Genomic DNA, 16,938 nt, shown 5'->3' on the forward strand with positions numbered 1-16,938 from the left:
TTGATAAATTGTTACATTTTAAACCCCTATGAAAAGAAACGATATAAAAACAATTTTAGTAATCGGTTCAGGACCTATCATCATCGGTCAGGCAGCTGAATTTGATTACGCAGGAACGCAGGCTTGTCTGTCTCTGAAAGAAGAAGGCTACAAGGTAATTTTGATTAACTCAAACCCTGCAACAATCATGACAGATGTGGAAATCGCTGATAAAGTATATATCGAGCCGATTTCATTACAGTTTGTAAGCCACATCATCAGAAAAGAACGTCCCGATGCATTATTGCCGACACTCGGAGGGCAAACAGGACTTAACATGGCGGTAGAACTGGAAAAATCAGGAATTCTTGAAGAATGCAAAGTAGAAGTATTGGGAACTAAGCTTTCTGCGATCAACAGAGCAGAAGACAGAGACCTTTTCCGTGAGCTGATGAGAGAACTGAATGAACCGGTTCCTGAATCTGATATTGTAAATACAGTAGAAGGAGCCCTCGCCTTTGCTGATGAAATCGGGTATCCTGTCATTGTTCGTCCTGCCTTTACCATGGGAGGAACGGGAGGCGGTATTGCTTCCACAGAAGCCGAATTGAAGGAGATTGCTGAGCTGGGATTAAAGCACAGCCCGGTTACCCAGTGTCTTATCGAAAAATCAATTGCAGGTTTCAAAGAAATAGAATACGAAGTAATGCGTGATGCAAACGACAACGCCATTGTAGTTTGTAACATGGAAAATATTGACCCGGTAGGAGTTCACACAGGAGACTCTATCGTAGTAGCACCTTCTCAGACGCTTTCAGACAGAGAATATCAGTTACTGAGAAATGCTTCTCTTAAGATCATCAGAGCCTTGGGAATTGAGGGAGGTTGTAATGTACAGTTAGCGCTGGATCCACATTCATTCAACTACTATATCATTGAGGTTAACCCGAGAGTTTCCCGTTCATCAGCGTTAGCAAGTAAAGCAACAGGATACCCGATTGCAAAGATTGCTGCGAAAATTGCAGTAGGATTAACACTGGATGAAATCATGAACCCGGTAACAGGAAAAACATATGCGTGTTTTGAACCTGCCCTGGATTATGTGGTGACTAAATTCCCGAGATTCCCGTTCGATAAATTCGAAACAGCAGACAGAAGGCTTTCCACTCAGATGAAAGCAACAGGAGAAGTAATGGCGATCGGAAGAAACCTTGAAGAATCTTTACAGAAAGCAATCCGTTCACTGGAAACAGGGATTAGACATTTGGGATTAAAAACCAAGCAGGCCCAGGCCCTTACTGATGAAGAAATTGAAAGAAGAATCAGGGTGTGTGATGATGAGAGACTATTCATCATCGGAGATGCCTTAAGAAGAGGGTACGACTGGGAGCAAATCGTAGAATGGAGTAAAATTGATAAATTCTTCATCTGGAAATTGAAAAAACTGGTTGACTTTGAAAAAGTAATTGCTGCTAATAAATTTGATAAAGAAACTTTAATTGAAGCTAAAAGATTAGGTTTCGCAGATATCAATATCGCAGTTCTCTGGGAGGTAACAGAACGTGAAGTGTTCAACTTCAGAAAAGAAAACGGGGTAATGCCGGTATATAAAATGGTAGACACCTGCGCTGCTGAATTTGAAAGCGAAACACCATATTTCTATGGGACCTACGAAGAAGAAAACGAAAGTGTTGTCTCAGATAAAGAAAAGATCATCGTTTTAGGTTCAGGACCTATCAGAATCGGGCAGGGAGTTGAATTTGACTATGCAACAGTTCACTCGGTATGGGCAATTAAAGAAATGGGTTACGAAGCGATTATCATTAACAATAATCCTGAAACAGTTTCTACAGACTTCTCCATCTCTGATAAGCTATACTTTGAGCCATTGACGGAAGAAGATGTAATGAACATCATCGAACTTGAAAAACCTAAAGGAGTAGTAGTACAGTTCGGTGGCCAGACTGCCATCAACCTTGCAGATAAATTAGCTTCTCACGGAGTACAGATCTTAGGAACTTCACTGGAAGACCTTGACAGAGCTGAAAACAGGGATAAATTCGAAAAAGCACTTCAGGAACTTGGTATTCCTCAACCAAAAGGAAGAACTTCCACCTCAAAAGAAGAAGCCATCAAAATTGCCAATGAAATCGGGTACCCGGTATTGGTGCGTCCAAGCTACGTTTTAGGAGGTAGAGCAATGGAGATTGTATATGGAGAATCAGAACTGGCTCATTACATGGAACATGCAGTAGATGCAAGTCCTGAGCACCCTGTTTTGGTAGACAAATACATGGTAGGAAAAGAAATCGAAGTAGATGCCATCTGCGACGGTGAAACTGTAGTAATCCCCGGAATTATGGAGCATATCGAAAGAGCGGGGGTTCACTCCGGAGACTCTATTGCAGTGTATCCGCCACAGAATATTTCTCAAAGCGAAATCGACACGCTGGTTGATTACACCCAAAGATTAGCAAAAGGACTGAATGTTGTCGGATTAATGAATATCCAGTACGTTCTTTTCGAGGGCAATGTATATGTAATCGAAGTAAATCCGCGTTCTTCAAGAACAGTTCCTTTCTTATCCAAAATTACAGACGTTCCGATGGCCAACCTTGCAACGAAAGCAATCTTAGGACAGAAGCTGGCAGATCTTGGTTATAAAAACGGTCTGGTTCCAAACAAAGAAGGAGTATTTGTGAAAGTTCCTGTATTCTCTTTCTCAAAACTGACGAAAGTGGATATCTCCCTGGGGCCGGAAATGAAGTCTACAGGAGAGGTTATGGGGAAAGATACAACGCTGGAGAAAGCACTTTATAAAGGTCTTGTTGCTGCAGGAAGAAAAGTTCCGATGCATGGATCCATTTTGTTTACGGTAGCCGATAAGCATAAAGAAGAAGCAGCAGCTCTTGCAGCAAGATTCCATGAAGTAGGATTCAGAATCTGGGCTACGGAAGGTACTGCGAAGTTCTTTGAAGAAAAAGGCATCCCATGCAAAATCGGATACAAAATCGGAGAAGAGGATGTAAACCTGATCGACCTGATCCAGAAAGGAAAAGTTCAGTATGTAGTTAATACAACTACTAAAGGTAAACAAGCCGAAAGAGACGGATTCCAGATCAGAAGAATGAGTGTAGAGAATGGAGTTCCTTGTTTAACATCAATGGACACTGTGGAAGCAATCTTAAAAGTAATCGAAAGCATGAGCTTCAAAATGGAGACGATGTAATTCGGATAAAAGTAAATATAATAAACCCAGCAAGCTTTCTTGCTGGGTTTTGTTTGTTTGGTATTTCTCTTCCTTTATACTTTGTCAAAGAATTCTTGTGTGAAACTATATTACCTGGAATTTGGATTTTTATTATATTTAAAAAGTTTATTAGCTCAATAAAAACGTCATGATTATAACCAGAAAATTCTTAAGCTCGTTTATTGCTTTTATCTTTCTTTTTACATTATCAGGATGTTCCATCCCCACCGATTTTTACCTTCAGAATTTAACCGGGACTAAAAAAATAATAAAAATAAATTATCCCGGAAATATTGTAAACTCTTTGGAAAAAGACACCTACGGAAGATTTAGCTTCAATTACATAGATGATGTAGTGAACCCAAGACTTTTTAAAAGAGAAAAAAATATTAAATCACTGGGAAAAATAAAAATTGATAGTACCAGTATTACAGTGGAAATGGGACCTGAATCTACTATGCGGGTTGAAAAAGCGCATAATTATCATTGGAACTGGAGGATTGCCAGTATTGAAATTGATGATAAGGTGTATACCATTAAAGAATTGAATGAAAATTCTGATAAAATAAAAAATGATTATATCTTCAAAATTAAGTAATGCCTTCCATGTTGTTTTTTTTTGCAATTTATTTATAAATTAGAGCGTTAAAATTCAAGATGTTAATGCGATTTAAAAACTGATAAAAATTCCACCCAATCAAAAAATAACCATGGCAGAATACCACGTAAAATCAAACAACTCTTTATCTTTTGAAATCACAAAAAGCAGCCAATTAGTTGGAAGCCTTACTTATAAAAGCTGGTTTACATTTAATGCTGAAATTGAAACTGCAGAACATCAACGCTATCAGATTGAGCCAAAAGGTTTTTGGGGAACTACTATTGAATTAAAGAATGGAGAGCAGGTACTCCTGAAATTCAGGATGAACTGGACTGGAGAAATTGTCATTCAAACCAGTTTCAACGGAATGAAAAATGGCTATGTTTTCAAGCACAGAGGTGTTTTTAAAGATTCATTTGTACTTACGGATCAGGAAGGAATTGAGCTTTTGGTGTTGAAGCCCAATTTGTCATGGAAACTGATGAATTATGAATATCAAATAATTACCACTGAACATTTTGAAACATTTCCCAATAAAGAAATACTGTTAATCACTGCATTACATTGTGCCAATTATTATATGTCTATGATGGTAGGTGCGGTAATATAGATGAATAATTGATAATTATACAGGATGCTTGAATGTTTTAACTAAAAATAACTTCAATAATAAATAAAGGGTTTTCGATTTCCGAAAACCCTTTATTTATGGCCTTTTTTAGAGTGAAATTTTATGATTTCCATCATGTTTTTATTTAGAATCAATAAAAATAAACTAATTTAGCGACACTAAGCTTAATTATAAAATGAAAAAAACTATTATTTCTGCATCTTTATTGGCAGTAACCATGCTATGGGCTCAGGAAGCCGATACCATTAAAGTAGCTGAAATCCAATCCGTATCCCTTAAGGGAACCCAGAATTACAGAACGAAGAAATCAGAATCAATAGCAAGACTTCCTTTAGAAAACCTGGAAAATCCCACGGTGTATAACCTGGTTCCAAAGGAAATCATCAGTGAAATGAGTGCCATCGATTTTAATACAGCCATGGCTTCTGCCCCTGGAGTAGTAGTGAATAACAGTGTCAACGACAACGGAAATGATATTTTCCTGAGAGGCTTCAGTTCAAATGCCAGTTTTAGAAATGGATTAACACAAAATCCCAGAGTCCAGTCAGAAATAGCAAACATTGAAAGAGTAGAAGTAATTAAAGGGCCATCAGGAACCTTATTTGGGGGAACATTGGCCAATTATGGCGGTGTAGTGAATGTGATCACCAAAAAGCCACAGGAAAATTTCGGTGGAATTATCAGTTATACCACAGGAAGCTGGGGAATGAACAGGATTACAGCAGATGTAAATACCCCTTTAAATAAAGAGAAAACAGCATTGGCAAGATTCAATGTGGCGGCATATTCCCAGGACTCTTTTCAGGATGCCGGTTACAACAAAGGAGTGTTTTTCTCAGGAAGCATCCTGTATAAAGTAAGTGATAAAACAACAGTAACACTGGATACCGAATTCCATGCCCCGGAAAAAACACTAAATGCCTATGTAAGGCAGTCTGAAAAATTAACACTTCGTTCCATGAAGGATCTTGCCGGGGCTCATGACAGATCATTCACCAGTAATGATATCGGTTCAAAAAGAACCAACTTTGTAACTATGGCCGAAGTAACTCATAAGTTCAACGACCGGTGGACTTCCAGAACATCTTATCAAAGAGGGGAAGCAAATGAAAATGAAGCCATATTTTTAGTTTTAAACTATTTGAATAACAATTCAGTCAGTAGAAGCATACGGCCTTTTGATAGTTATAAAATAACGACTGATAATATTCAACAAAATTTTATCGGAGATTTTAAAATCGGAAAGCTCAGAAATCGCCTGGTAGTGGGAATAGATTATTTCCAGCAGACAAGTAAGAATCAATACCCGATGTTTAAGGTGGGCAGCAGCTCATCCGTTTTTGCCCCGTATCCGTTAAATGGAGTTTTTACAGATAGCTATGGTACACCTGAAGGAAATGATATTGTAATGCTGGATGACAGTTCTCCATGGACTTCCATATCAAGGGATGTCATTAAAAGGCTTCCGAGAAGCGGAACCATGTATGATGTCAATAAAGTAACCACATTCAGTGTATACGCATCCGATGTTCTTAATATTACAGATCATCTATTGGTGATGGCGAGTTTAAGGATGGATAACTATAAAAATAACAATATCATTACAAATGGAGTGGAAGGAAAAGGAAAATATACACAAACTCAATTTGCTCCGAAGTTCGGTTTGGTGTATGAGATCATCAAAAATGAAATTTCATTCTTTGCCAATTATGTAAACGGATTTAAAAACGTAGCACCTACCCGGGACCCCAGGGATAAAAGCGGGAATACCTTTATTGAATATAAACCGGAGCAAGGAAATCAGTTTGAGGCCGGATTTAAGGTAGATCTATTCGGTAAAAAGCTTTTAACAACGGTGAGTTACTATAATATGAAAATCAAAAACCGTCTGATCGCAGATCCGTCAGGAATTTCAGGCCTTTATCTCCAGGATGGAAATATTAAGAATCAGGGGTTTGAAATAGATGTTGTAGCTAATCCGGTTAAAGGATGGAATATCATCGCAGGATATGGATATAATGACAATAAATTTGATGACAGAAGCAGGGATGCCGGAAAAAGAAGTGCATGGACACCCAAACATGTAGCTAATTTTTGGACAAGCTACAAGATTCTTGACGGAACTTATGAAGGACTAGGTTTCGGTGCTGGGTTTAATTTTGTAGATAAAACTTACATTAATATCACCAATCATTTTCTGGCACCGTCATACACTACAGCGGGAGCCACTATTTTCTATGATAAGAAAAAATACAGAATTGGCCTGAAGATGAATAATGCCCTTAATCAGACCTATTGGAATTTCTATGGTCAGCCACAGAAGCCAAGGGAAATCCTGGCCAACTTCGCTTTCAAATTCTAATTAAAAAACTTAAAGAATATATCCTTTGTTGGAAAATGCAAGACACTAAGATTTTGCCACTTAATGTATTATTGAAAAGTTCCTGCATTCCAGCAACCAGATAACCTGATCAGCAGATATGGAAAACAAAAAAACTAACCTCAGGAAAAAACAAGGAAAATCCCTGACAAAGAGAATTACAGGATGGCTGCATCTCTGGCTGGGACTCGTTTCCGGAATTATTGTATTCACCGTTACCCTTTCAGGAACAATATTTGTCTTTTGTGATGAAATTATTGACCTGTTCGGAGGAAGTGCTAAATATGTTCAGGCCCCGGCTAATATAAAAAAAATGACTCCCGAACAACTTCTTGTTCAGTTTCATCAGCAGGTTCCGGACAGGAAACCTTTTTATTTCGATACTTATAAAGATGCGAACCGGAGTTTCCGGGTGGCCTCTGCAACTCAGCCACCAGAAAATAAAAATGCAGAAAAAGCAGCAAAACCAAAAGGACGTGGTCCCAGAGGAGTATTTGCCTACCACTATCTGGATCCTTATAGAGGAAAAGTGATCGGTTCTACCAAAAGCTATGAATTTTTTTATGTGGTAGCTCATATCCATGCGCAGTTACTGGCTGGGAAATTAGGGAAAACGGTAGTAGGCATTGCTTCTATTATCTTTTTCATTCAGCTGGTAGGCGGTTTGATATTGTGGTGGCCAAAAAAATGGAACAAAACGACAAGGACGGCTGCATTTAAAATCAAATCCGGAACAAAATGGCGCCGCAGGAATTATGATTTTCATAATGTTTTTGGCTTCTATTCAGTATTACCGGCAATATTTATTACCATTACCGGATTGATCATGGCTTATAAAGTTTTGTCAGATCTTACCCAGGAAGCTTTTGGTGGCGTTACAGATGCTCACAAAATTGCTGAAAAGTATGAGCCTGAATTTGATTCTCAGAAAAAATCATTGTCCTATGCCTCTTTTGTAGAAAAAAGCTTTAGAGAATTTCCTGAAGCCAGGCAGGTCAGGATAGGTATCCCGGGAAAAGATTCCACAACAGTATACCATGTGGTGGCAGCTCAGTTTATCGGCTTGAAAAGTATCATGAATGGTAAGAGGATGGAAATCAATAAGTATACAGGAAATGAAATCAATTACCCTGAAAAAGTGAGGATGCATGAAGTGATTGAACATACAAACTTTGATCTCCACGTAGGCTATTGGGGAGGGATGTTCGGGAAAATATTCACTTTCATTATCGGTATAATCTGCACAAGTCTTCCTGTTACAGGATTTCTGATCTGGTGGGGAAGAAGAAACAAATCCCCGAAAAAAGCAAAAGAAATTAAAAATATTCATCAACATAGAAAAGAAGAACACTATGAACAAATGGTTTAAATGGGCATGCTTTGCACTGCTGATCATTTTTATTTCAGAAACGAAAGCACAGGAAAAAGTAACTGTAGGAGAAAAACAGATATTATTTTCAAAAATTTTAAAGGAGAACAGGGAAATTTGGGTACACCTTCCTAAAACCTATGATGACAACAGTATCAGCCCTGCAAAATATCCGGTAATTTACCTTTTAGACGGTGAAAATAATTTTGAATATTACGCCGGAATGACAGATTTTCTGTCAAGGCCTCCATACGCAGACCTCCCGGAATGCATTGTGGTGGGAATTAAAAATACGGAAAGAACCAGGGATCTTACTCCCACAAAATCCCAAAAGAAAAGCCCGGTAAACCCCAATCTGATTCTTTTCGCAGATAGCGGAGGAAGTGAAAATTTCAGAAGTTTCATACAGGAAGAATTGAAACCATTTATCCGTAAACAGTACAGAACCCAGGAGTATTCTGTTCTGGTAGGGCACTCATTTGGCGGATTGTTTGCCATTCATACTTTTCTTACCCATCCGGATGACTTCAATGCTTATGTCGCAAATGACCCGAGCCTGTGGTGGGATCATAAAATATTGATTTCAAAAACAAGAGATTATCTGGAGAAAAACAAAAACTTCCCGGCAAAGAAATCTTTATATGTTTCCCAGGCAGATAATGAAGAACAGCAGAAAAACTGGAATTCCGATATGACCCAGGCCATCAATGAATTCAGAACCATTGTTGAGCAAAACGGAACATTGAATTATAAACATACATTCTTTAAAGGTGAAGTGCATGGAACCGTTTCTTATCCCGGAAATTATGAAGCTTTGAAATTTATATTCAACGGATTCAGGACCAATATTAAAGAATTTGCCAAAAGTCCGGAACAGCTTGAAGAAAAATATAAAACGTTTTCCGATACAATAGGGGCTGAATTTATCCCTTCGGAATCTTATCTTAATATTATCATCAAATTTATGAAAAACAACGAATTTAAAAATGCGGAAACCTATTTCATGAATCTGAAGAATAAGCTTTATCCGGACATAAAATAATCCGGTAAAAAGGAAGTCTGCCGTCAGTAAATGTACCAACACACCCTACATAATGCATATAGGGTGTGTTTATATTTTATAATAAAGATCAGCCTGAAAAGTAAGGTAATAAACAGTTTCCGAATTATCTACTCACCGGGCTGGAAAAGTTCTTAATGCCTGTTATCACAATTAATCACCATATCTTTTTCCTCTTTGTCTAAAAATGTAATGGACGGACAGCCGAACGATTGTACAGTAAATCCGAAAATTACAGGGGGTTTTCCTTTGAAAAGATAACCTGTCCATTGCATTAAATTAGATTCGTCAGTTTCTATTCCGTTGAGAGGAGAAAGTTCAGCACCATCATTTCCGGCCGGCGTTATAGTCCTTTCAAATATCTTTTCATTACGGTCATTGAAAACAGCAAGCTTACGTTCCATTACCATCTCTTCTTCAAGATAATCCTGCAGATAATAAGTAAGATTTTCATACCGGGCCTGGTATGTATTTCCGGATTTCAGTTTTGGATGGTTAAAATATTTCTTTCCAATATCAGCACCCGCTTTTTTCCAGGCTATAGCTTGCATCTTGCCTTCAATGAATGGATTTTTACTTCCAAAATAAGCAATGGCATTCGTATATTTGTCGTAGATAGTATTGTTTTGAAGGTGTTCAATCTGAAAGCCTATCATGTAGGAATCCGGGTCAACTTCTTCACCATCCGACTCATAAGGACTTAAATAAGCAACTGCTTTCAGCTTGTGTATGGGGATCTGCTGAAGTGTATTTAACGCATAATTGAAAATATAAAGGAAATCATTTTCAGTCAGTTTCAGCGCATCCATCATCTTTTTCCTATGCTGGGCGTCAAGTTCCAGATATTGAATCTGTTCAAACGGAATATCCTTTTGTTTTTTTAAAGCACCTTCCTGTATCGGGTGCGGGTCGGTATAAATATCAGATACAGAGATAAAAACATCTGCCAACGCATCTTTTTCTGCAGAAGACATTACGGAGATACTGTAAATATGAAAATTACTGTAATCCATTGTATCTTCCTGAGTAACCAAAGGAGTGGCTTTGATGGAATCGTTGGCTGTTTTTACAGTTTCGGCAGCTGTTTTTTTATTGCCTTTCTGACAGCTGACAAGAGTCAGTTGGACAAGTAAAATACTTAGAGCAGTGTTGATCTTAATATGTTTTCGTAGCATGAAATATACGAGTGTTTAGTTAAGTTTGTAATAAGGGGCTGAAAAATATCTGCTGGGTTTGATATAGGCAGTTTTTCTGTCTGCATCAAAGATCCAGATAAATCTCCGGAGCATGTCTGCACCGAAATAGCTGACATTTTGTGTCTTTAAGTCACCTGCAAAGAAACCTACAGGAATATCTTTGAAAACAATATTTCCAAGTGTAAAAAAAGGGAGAATGGCTTGTTGGGTAATAATGCTTTGCCCGTGGGAATTTTTCAGCATCTTTTCTCCGGTTATTTTTAATTTTTTATCCAGCTCATTTTTTTCTGCAAAGTCATTACTGTATAAAATTCCTCCCGAATAGCCGGATTGCAATGCAAAATAAGCTTTTTGCCGGCGATTTCCATCTATGGTATTGTCTGCTGAAATATAAAAAGCGTCATGATCAAAAATGGTTGTAAGAGGTTGGAAGCCTTTCAGATCAGGCTCTTTGTCATAAATAACAAATTGGCTGTTATCATAATCAATTTTAAATGTTTTTCCTTCAAAAAGTCTTGTCCCGATCTTTCCGTCAGCTTCATGACCTGATAATTCATTATCAAAAAAGCGTACATTTTCCCAAGTTAAATTTCCGGTTTGTACAATGTTGTGATCGCTAACTTTTTCTTTATTAAAAATAATATGATCTGTTTTCCGCTGTCGTCCGGGGGACAGAGAGCCATCTTTCATGGCAATCTGAAACATCAGGTCAAGTGAGTCCTTTTTATTGACAAGGGTCTTTATAATGATATTATTATGTTTTGTAATCCGGAAGGGGATAGTTTGCTGAGCCTTCATCCCGAAAAATCCGGCAGAAAACAGCAGGAAAAGACATGTTTTTTTGAGCATTATGGTGATTCATGTTTAGAACTATAAAATTACCCATTCTCATTGGAACAGCAAATAAATAAATAGAATGGTAGAAAATTACTGAAGGCAGGATTCCTGGGGAAAGAAAGAATATGCAAAATGCATTTCACGATGGATCAACTAAAACTGGGAAATACTATCCTGAAAAAATAGTATTTTTAAACCAATGGAAATTATATATCAGAAAACCATACATACTCCACTGGGAGAGATGATAGCCTGTGCTGTAGAACAGGGTATCTGCCTGCTTGAATTTACAGACCGGAAAAATATTGAAAAGCAGATCCGTTCCTTATCAAAAGCTATAAAAGCAGAAATTATAGAACAGGAACACCCGCATTTTGAGCAGCTGGAAGCCGAACTGAAAGACTATTTTGAAGGAAAACGAAGCACTTTTGAGGTACCATTATATACAACAGGAACCGTGTTCCAGGAACAGGTATGGCAGTTGCTGCGTGAGATTCCGATGGGAGAAACAAGAACTTACAAACAGCAGTCCGAATTCCTGGGAAATCCCAAGGCCATCCGTGCAGTAGGAACAGCTAACGGGATTAACAAGATTGCTATTTTAATTCCGTGCCACCGGGTGATTGGTTCCAATGGTGAACTGGTAGGTTACGCAGGTGGTATCTGGAGAAAACAGAAACTGCTGGAGCTGGAGAAAGCAATTCTTTTTTAACCGCAGGTGCTGAATATTTTCAGCCTGCAATAAAATACTTGTTCATTTTTCGGTTGTATGTCCTGTAAGAATAGAGGTACTTTTGAAAAAAAAGAATAATGATCGGTTTCAAAAATTTATATCAAAATGAAGAGCCTCTATTATCAGGAAATGTATGGAATGTACAAAGTGCAAAGGCATACGAAAAAGCAGGCTATATTACTCTTAAAAACTCAGGTGTAAAAAGAATTACTTCCGGGGCATTCTTAACCAGGCCTGTTTATGGTGATCTGGAAAAAGCCGGTGAGATGATTACAGATAACAATAATTTTAATTTACTTTTCTGATCATGGAACTTACAGAAGAAATAATGTATCAGGCTTCCTATACAAAAGACCCTTCATTTGAAGGAGTTTTCTGGATGGGAGTGAAAACTACCGGAATTTTCTGCCGGCCGACCTGTACAGCACGTAAACCTAAATTTCAAAATGTAGAATTTTTTTCCAATACGAAAGACGCTCTATTGAAAGGGTATCGCCCCTGTAAAGTCTGCAAACCCCTTGAAAATCCTGACGTTACTCCTTTATATATTAAAGAATTGTTGCATGAAATTACCGCAGATCCTTCATTAAAGCTGAAAGATTATGATCTCGTTAAAAGAGGGTGGGAGCCAGCTACGGTCCGAAGATGGTTTCTGAAACATCACGGGATGACTTTTCAGGCTTTTCAGAGAATGTCTAAGCTGAATACGGCATTTAAAAAGATTCAGCAGGGAGAATCTGTTACAGGGGTAGCTTTTGAGGTGGGATATGAGAGCCTTAGTGGTTTCAATGAAAGTTTTAAAAATATTTTTGGGGTTTCTCCTAAAAATAATACAATGGAAAAAATCATTGATCTTAAAAGAATTGAAACCATACTGGGAACCATGATAGCCTGTGCTGATGAAAACGGAATATGCCTCCTGGAATTTTCTGACAGAAAGGCTCTTCCCACGGAACTTAAAAGTATATCCCGGTATTATAATGCCAATATCATACAGGGAGAGAACCCTCACTTTACCACTCTGGAAAAAGAACTTACCGAATATTTTGAAGGAAAAAGGAGCATTTTTACAGTTCCCCTTTCACCGGTGGGTACTGCATTTCAGAAGAAGGTATGGGAAATTCTGCAGGGTATTCCCTATGGATCAACGAGAAGCTATCAGGAACAGGCAGATATCTTAGGGAGTCCCCAATCTGTACGGGCTGTTGCCAATGCTAACGGCTTAAATAAAATATCCATTATCATTCCCTGCCACAGGGTAATTGGAAGCAATGGTCAGCTAACCGGTTATGGTGGCGGGATATGGAGAAAACAAAAATTATTGGAGCTGGAGAAAGCTATTTTGTTTTGATTTTTGTAATTTTAAACAAAAATTTACACGTGAAAAAATTATTAGCAGCAGTTTGCATTTCAGTATCGGCATTCAGTTTCGCACAGGATTATTCCGTACCGGCAGCAAGCCCGCGACAAAGAGTAGAGCAGCAGTTTTCAATGTCCAAGATCACGATCGACTACGGAAGACCGGGAGTAAAAGGACGTAAGATTTTCGGAGAGCTGGTTCCTTATGGACAAGTATGGAGAGCAGGGGCGAACTCATCTACGAAGATTACCTTCGGACAAGCCGTTAATTTTGGAGGAAAAACGGTTCAGGCAGGAACCTATGGATTATTCATTGTTCCGACAGAAAAAGAATGGAAAGTTATTCTGAATAAAGACTTTCAGCAATGGGGGGCTTATACCTATGACCCTAAACAAGACGTAGTAGATGTTACTGTACCTGTCAGTAAACTTGCAGACAAGCAGGAATGGTTTGAAATTACCCTGAACCCTACAGATGAAAACTCAGGAAACCTAGTGATCAAATGGGATACGGCTCAGGCGGAAGTTCCGTTAAAGCCATCAAAGTTAGATACCGTAATCAAGATTTCCGACAAGTTAAAAGAAATCAAGAAAATAGAATCAGATTCTACTAAAAAGAGCTAAATCATGAATTTTTCTGTTCAGCCCGTTTTAGAGAATGAAGAACTTCAATTAATCCCCTTACAGCAAGGGGATTTTGAATCTTTATATGAAGTGGCTTCTGATCCTGAAGTTTGGGAACAACATCCTAATAAAGACCGTTATAAGCGGGAAGTTTTTACAAACTTTTTTCAGGGAGCCATAGAAAGCAAGGGAGCCTTCAAAATTATTGAAAAAGCTACGGGAGATGTTCTGGGAAGCAGCCGTTATTATAATTTTGATGAGGATGACAACCATATTTTTATTGGCTATACTTTCTATGGGACGAAATCCTGGGGAAAAGGGATCAATCCGCAGGTTAAAAAGTTGATGCTGGAATATATCTTTCAGTTTGTAGATAAAGTTCACTTTCATATCGGAAAAGAGAATTTCAGATCACAGATTGCTTTGGAAAGGCTTGGAGGCAAAAAAATAGCGGAAGAAGAAGTGGCATATTTTGGAGAACCCACGAGAACTAATTTCGTGTATGAAATAAAAAAAGAAGATTGGTATGAAAAAATATAAAATCCAGCAATCCCCATTTATAGTTCCTGCCAGAGATGGAAAGCTGATTGAGGAACACTGGGGAAATTCTACCGGAAACTCTGATATTTCCATTGCCCATATGGTAGCACCTCCGGAATGGAGCGAGCCACACCAGACTCCGGAATTTGATGAATTTACCTATATTATTTCGGGAAAAAAACAATTTGAAATAGATGGAGAAATTGTAGTATTGGAAAAAGGCCATAGTATCCTCATTGAAAAGGGAGCCAGAATCCGGTACAGTAACCCGTTTTCAGAGCCTTGCGAATATCTTGCCATCTGCCTTCCCGCATTTTCTATGGAGTTGGTGAACAGGGAAGAAGAAGGAGTAGACTGAATAATTAATGAATACAATAAAATACAAAGCAAATCTGTCAATCAGCGGATTTGCTTTTTTATGGTAAAATGTCATGTAAAATTAAAACCCTTTGTTTTAAAGACTTAGTAGTAAAGCTGGTTATAGAAGTATATTATTGATACGGATTAATACTTGTTATTGTGAATTATTTTGTATGTTCGCGCGCTGAAATAATAAGGAAATTAATTATTTAAATATATGAAAAACAAACTATCAGTTGCATTATTATTGGGTATTACAGTTTCTATGACTTCCTGCGCTTCCATGTTCACAGGAACTAAAGACAAAATATCTTTTACCTCAAGCCCTGAAGGCGTCAAAGTATTTCACAAAGGAATCGAAAAATGTACGACTCCGTGTGTAGCTGAAATACCAAGATCATTGAGCAAACAAATGGTTACTTTTGAAAAAGAGGGCTATAACAGCAAAGAGGTGAAGCTGACTAAAACTTTTAACCCGGTAACATTGCTTAATATCCTTTTTGGTGGCGCTATCGGAGTAGGAATTGATGCGGCTACAGGTTCTTTGACGAAATATTCTCCAAAGAATTATAACGTTGAATTGAGTGCTGCTCAGCAAGAAACGGTTCAGTAATAAAAATCATCAATATAACAATGTACCGGGAATAAATTTCATCGGTACATTGTCAAACTGATCAAAAGGATATATTAAAGACTATTTCAGTATTTCTTTCAGGAACATCAGGGTATGGTTCCATGCTCTTTTCGCCATTATTTCGTTATAATCGGGGGATTTAGGATCCGTAAAGGTATGTTTGGAGTGGGCATAGGTAATGATCTGCCAGTCGGCATTTCCTTCATTCATTTCTTTGATGAGGTTATCATAATCCTGTGGTGTTACACTTTTATCATCTGCCGGGTTTTCAATCAAAATTTTAGCATTCAGTTTTTCATTTTTTCTGGTCTGGTCCTTAGCAAGGCTTCCATGGATTGATACAACCCCTGCAACAGCTAAATTGCCTCTGGCTGCTTCCAAAGCACCTGTTCCTCCGAAACAGTATCCGATAACGGCTGTTTTCCCGGAAATAGCACCGTTTTTCTTCAACTGTTCCAATGCTAATGAAATCCTTTTCTGGTATTCCTGATAATTTTGTTTGTAATATCCTGAGCTTTTCGCAGCAGATTCATTATCAGCAGGAATTTTTCCTTCTCCGTAAATATCAGCGATAAAGGCAATGTATCCCTGCTTTTCAAGCTCAATAGCAGCTGTTTTAGCTTCTTCATCTATCCCTTTCCAGGCAGGAAGGATTAAAACTCCGGGAAGCTTTTTTCCTGCATTGGAAGTGATTAAACCATTTAGCTTCTGAGAACCGTCCTGGTAGGAAATTGTTGTAAGTTTCTGACTGAAAAGACTTCCTGATGTCATCATGAATGCGGTTAATAAGATTGAACGTATCATATTTTGTAATTTAGTAATGGGTATAATCTTGGTGTTTTTAATACAGGACAAATAAAATCCTCAACTAAATTAATGAAAATAACTTAATAGAGGATTATTAATCTTTTATGATGCAGGGATTTAGCTGTAGTGAAAGCTGTCTTTTAATTTACTCAGGTCTGTAAAACCGGTATTGCCCGTCTTCGTAATACGCATTGATGTGCTGAAGTCCGTTGGTTAAAATAATTTCTTTAGCGCCCACAATAGAATTGTATCGTGCGGTCTGCTCAAATGTTTTTTCTGTGAGTTTGATTTGAGGAGCTTTACATTCAATCAGAATTATAGGCTCTGTTCTTTCGGTCACTAAAAGATCAATTCTTTTGGTTAAACCATTGAGAATAATTTTTTTTTCAGTAATTAAAGCCGATGTAGAGTAGGACTTTACGGTAAGATAGTAATGTACCCAGTGTTGTCTTACCCATTCCTCAGGAGTGAGCAGAAGATAAGTTTTGCGAACCAAATCATAAATAAAAAACTTATCTTTGTCTTTCTTGAATTTAAAATCAAAAGTTTCCTGAAAATTCAGTTTTGGAAGTTCCATT

The 16,938-nt window shown here is 37.9% G+C and carries 17 protein-coding genes; 13 read left to right on the top strand and 4 right to left on the bottom strand.

Annotation, left to right across the window (positions count from 1 at the left end; genetic code table 11):
- Positions 1-28 precede the first annotated feature (28 nt).
- From carB to OK18_RS15750, 6 genes are all read left to right on the top strand, one after another.
- Positions 29-3,208 (top strand): carbamoyl-phosphate synthase large subunit, encoded by a 3,180-nt coding sequence (gene carB, locus OK18_RS15725; protein ID WP_050021306.1) that lies wholly within the window; start codon positions 29-31, stop codon positions 3,206-3,208.
- A gap of 169 nt (positions 3,209-3,377) precedes the next feature.
- Positions 3,378-3,827 (top strand): hypothetical protein, encoded by a 450-nt coding sequence (locus OK18_RS15730; RefSeq protein WP_053328612.1) that lies wholly within the window; start codon positions 3,378-3,380, stop codon positions 3,825-3,827.
- Between the two features lie 112 nt (positions 3,828-3,939).
- Positions 3,940-4,440, top strand: coding sequence for a hypothetical protein (locus OK18_RS15735; protein ID WP_053328613.1), 501 nt, complete (start codon positions 3,940-3,942; stop codon positions 4,438-4,440).
- 196 nt (positions 4,441-4,636) lie between these two features.
- A complete protein-coding gene (locus tag OK18_RS15740) occupies positions 4,637-6,823 on the top strand; it encodes a TonB-dependent siderophore receptor (protein ID WP_053328614.1) in 2,187 nt (728 codons plus the stop codon).
- Between the two features lie 118 nt (positions 6,824-6,941).
- On the top strand, positions 6,942-8,210 hold the full coding sequence (locus OK18_RS15745) for a PepSY-associated TM helix domain-containing protein (RefSeq protein WP_082129209.1): 1,269 nt from the start codon (positions 6,942-6,944) through the stop codon (positions 8,208-8,210).
- Positions 8,194-9,252: an alpha/beta hydrolase gene (locus OK18_RS15750; RefSeq protein WP_050021303.1), complete on the top strand. Its 1,059-nt coding sequence runs from the start codon at positions 8,194-8,196 to the stop codon at positions 9,250-9,252. The genes OK18_RS15745 and OK18_RS15750 overlap by 17 nt, the downstream gene beginning before the upstream one ends.
- A gap of 152 nt (positions 9,253-9,404) precedes the next feature.
- Here the strand turns inward: OK18_RS15750 and OK18_RS15755 are convergent, their stop codons facing one another.
- Both OK18_RS15755 and OK18_RS15760 read right to left on the bottom strand, forming a co-directional pair.
- A complete protein-coding gene (locus tag OK18_RS15755) occupies positions 9,405-10,445 on the bottom strand; it encodes a hypothetical protein (protein WP_053328615.1) in 1,041 nt (346 codons plus the stop codon).
- Between the two features lie 15 nt (positions 10,446-10,460).
- On the bottom strand, positions 10,461-11,315 hold the full coding sequence (locus OK18_RS15760) for a hypothetical protein (RefSeq protein ID WP_053328616.1): 855 nt from the start codon (positions 11,313-11,315) through the stop codon (positions 10,461-10,463).
- A gap of 187 nt (positions 11,316-11,502) precedes the next feature.
- Between OK18_RS15760 and OK18_RS15765 the strand changes: the two genes are divergently transcribed.
- The 7 genes from OK18_RS15765 (at position 11,503) to OK18_RS15795 (ending at position 15,532) form a co-directional block, all read left to right on the top strand.
- Positions 11,503-12,015, top strand: a complete 513-nt coding sequence (locus OK18_RS15765; protein ID WP_053328617.1) for a methylated-DNA--[protein]-cysteine S-methyltransferase — start codon at positions 11,503-11,505, stop codon at positions 12,013-12,015.
- A gap of 98 nt (positions 12,016-12,113) precedes the next feature.
- Entirely contained in the window at positions 12,114-12,341 is a 228-nt protein-coding gene (locus OK18_RS15770) for a hypothetical protein (protein WP_050021299.1), read from the top strand.
- A 2-nt stretch (positions 12,342-12,343) separates the two neighbouring features.
- Positions 12,344-13,387 carry a bifunctional transcriptional activator/DNA repair enzyme AdaA gene (locus tag OK18_RS21900; protein ID WP_053328618.1) on the top strand — a complete coding sequence of 348 codons (1,044 nt, stop codon included), beginning with the start codon at positions 12,344-12,346 and terminating at the stop codon, positions 13,385-13,387.
- Positions 13,388-13,416: 29 nt separating this feature from the next.
- On the top strand, positions 13,417-14,019 hold the full coding sequence (locus tag OK18_RS15780) for a DUF2911 domain-containing protein (protein WP_050021433.1): 603 nt from the start codon (positions 13,417-13,419) through the stop codon (positions 14,017-14,019).
- A 3-nt stretch (positions 14,020-14,022) separates the two neighbouring features.
- Positions 14,023-14,559: a GNAT family N-acetyltransferase gene (locus tag OK18_RS15785; protein WP_053328619.1), complete on the top strand. Its 537-nt coding sequence runs from the start codon at positions 14,023-14,025 to the stop codon at positions 14,557-14,559.
- Entirely contained in the window at positions 14,546-14,917 is a 372-nt protein-coding gene (locus OK18_RS15790) for a cupin domain-containing protein (protein ID WP_053328620.1), read from the top strand. The genes OK18_RS15785 and OK18_RS15790 overlap by 14 nt, the downstream gene beginning before the upstream one ends.
- A gap of 219 nt (positions 14,918-15,136) precedes the next feature.
- The gene (locus OK18_RS15795) at positions 15,137-15,532 is read left to right on the top strand and encodes a hypothetical protein (protein WP_050021296.1); all 396 of its coding nucleotides are present in this window, start codon (positions 15,137-15,139) and stop codon (positions 15,530-15,532) included.
- 81 nt (positions 15,533-15,613) lie between these two features.
- Here the strand turns inward: OK18_RS15795 and OK18_RS15800 are convergent, their stop codons facing one another.
- Both OK18_RS15800 and OK18_RS15805 read right to left on the bottom strand, forming a co-directional pair.
- On the bottom strand, positions 15,614-16,357 hold the full coding sequence (locus OK18_RS15800) for a dienelactone hydrolase family protein (protein ID WP_050021432.1): 744 nt from the start codon (positions 16,355-16,357) through the stop codon (positions 15,614-15,616).
- 148 nt (positions 16,358-16,505) lie between these two features.
- Positions 16,506-16,937 (bottom strand): type I restriction enzyme HsdR N-terminal domain-containing protein, encoded by a 432-nt coding sequence (locus OK18_RS15805; protein ID WP_053328621.1) that lies wholly within the window; start codon positions 16,935-16,937, stop codon positions 16,506-16,508.
- Between the last annotated feature and the right edge of the window lies 1 nt (position 16,938).

Source organism: Chryseobacterium gallinarum (assembly GCF_001021975.1).
Taxonomy (GTDB): Bacteria; Bacteroidota; Bacteroidia; order Flavobacteriales; family Weeksellaceae; genus Chryseobacterium; species Chryseobacterium gallinarum.

Excerpts from the sequence above, each read along its gene's own strand:
- carB (WP_050021306.1), top strand. The coding sequence starts at position 29 with ATGAAAAGAAACGATATAAAAACAATTTTAGTAATCGGTTCAGGACCT.
- OK18_RS15730 (WP_053328612.1), top strand. The coding sequence starts at position 3,378 with ATGATTATAACCAGAAAATTCTTAAGCTCGTTTATTGCTTTTATCTTT.
- OK18_RS15735 (WP_053328613.1), top strand. The coding sequence starts at position 3,940 with ATGGCAGAATACCACGTAAAATCAAACAACTCTTTATCTTTTGAAATC.
- OK18_RS15740 (WP_053328614.1), top strand. The coding sequence starts at position 4,637 with ATGAAAAAAACTATTATTTCTGCATCTTTATTGGCAGTAACCATGCTA.
- OK18_RS15745 (WP_082129209.1), top strand. The coding sequence starts at position 6,942 with ATGGAAAACAAAAAAACTAACCTCAGGAAAAAACAAGGAAAATCCCTG.
- OK18_RS15750 (WP_050021303.1), top strand. The coding sequence starts at position 8,194 with ATGAACAAATGGTTTAAATGGGCATGCTTTGCACTGCTGATCATTTTT.
- OK18_RS15755 (WP_053328615.1), bottom strand. The coding sequence starts at position 10,445 with ATGCTACGAAAACATATTAAGATCAACACTGCTCTAAGTATTTTACTT.
- OK18_RS15760 (WP_053328616.1), bottom strand. The coding sequence starts at position 11,315 with ATGCTCAAAAAAACATGTCTTTTCCTGCTGTTTTCTGCCGGATTTTTC.
- OK18_RS15765 (WP_053328617.1), top strand. The coding sequence starts at position 11,503 with ATGGAAATTATATATCAGAAAACCATACATACTCCACTGGGAGAGATG.
- OK18_RS15770 (WP_050021299.1), top strand. The coding sequence starts at position 12,114 with ATGATCGGTTTCAAAAATTTATATCAAAATGAAGAGCCTCTATTATCA.
- OK18_RS21900 (WP_053328618.1), top strand. The coding sequence starts at position 12,344 with ATGGAACTTACAGAAGAAATAATGTATCAGGCTTCCTATACAAAAGAC.
- OK18_RS15785 (WP_053328619.1), top strand. The coding sequence starts at position 14,023 with ATGAATTTTTCTGTTCAGCCCGTTTTAGAGAATGAAGAACTTCAATTA.
- OK18_RS15790 (WP_053328620.1), top strand. The coding sequence starts at position 14,546 with ATGAAAAAATATAAAATCCAGCAATCCCCATTTATAGTTCCTGCCAGA.
- OK18_RS15795 (WP_050021296.1), top strand. The coding sequence starts at position 15,137 with ATGAAAAACAAACTATCAGTTGCATTATTATTGGGTATTACAGTTTCT.
- OK18_RS15800 (WP_050021432.1), bottom strand. The coding sequence starts at position 16,357 with ATGATACGTTCAATCTTATTAACCGCATTCATGATGACATCAGGAAGT.
- OK18_RS15805 (WP_053328621.1), bottom strand. The coding sequence starts at position 16,937 with ATGGAACTTCCAAAACTGAATTTTCAGGAAACTTTTGATTTTAAATTC.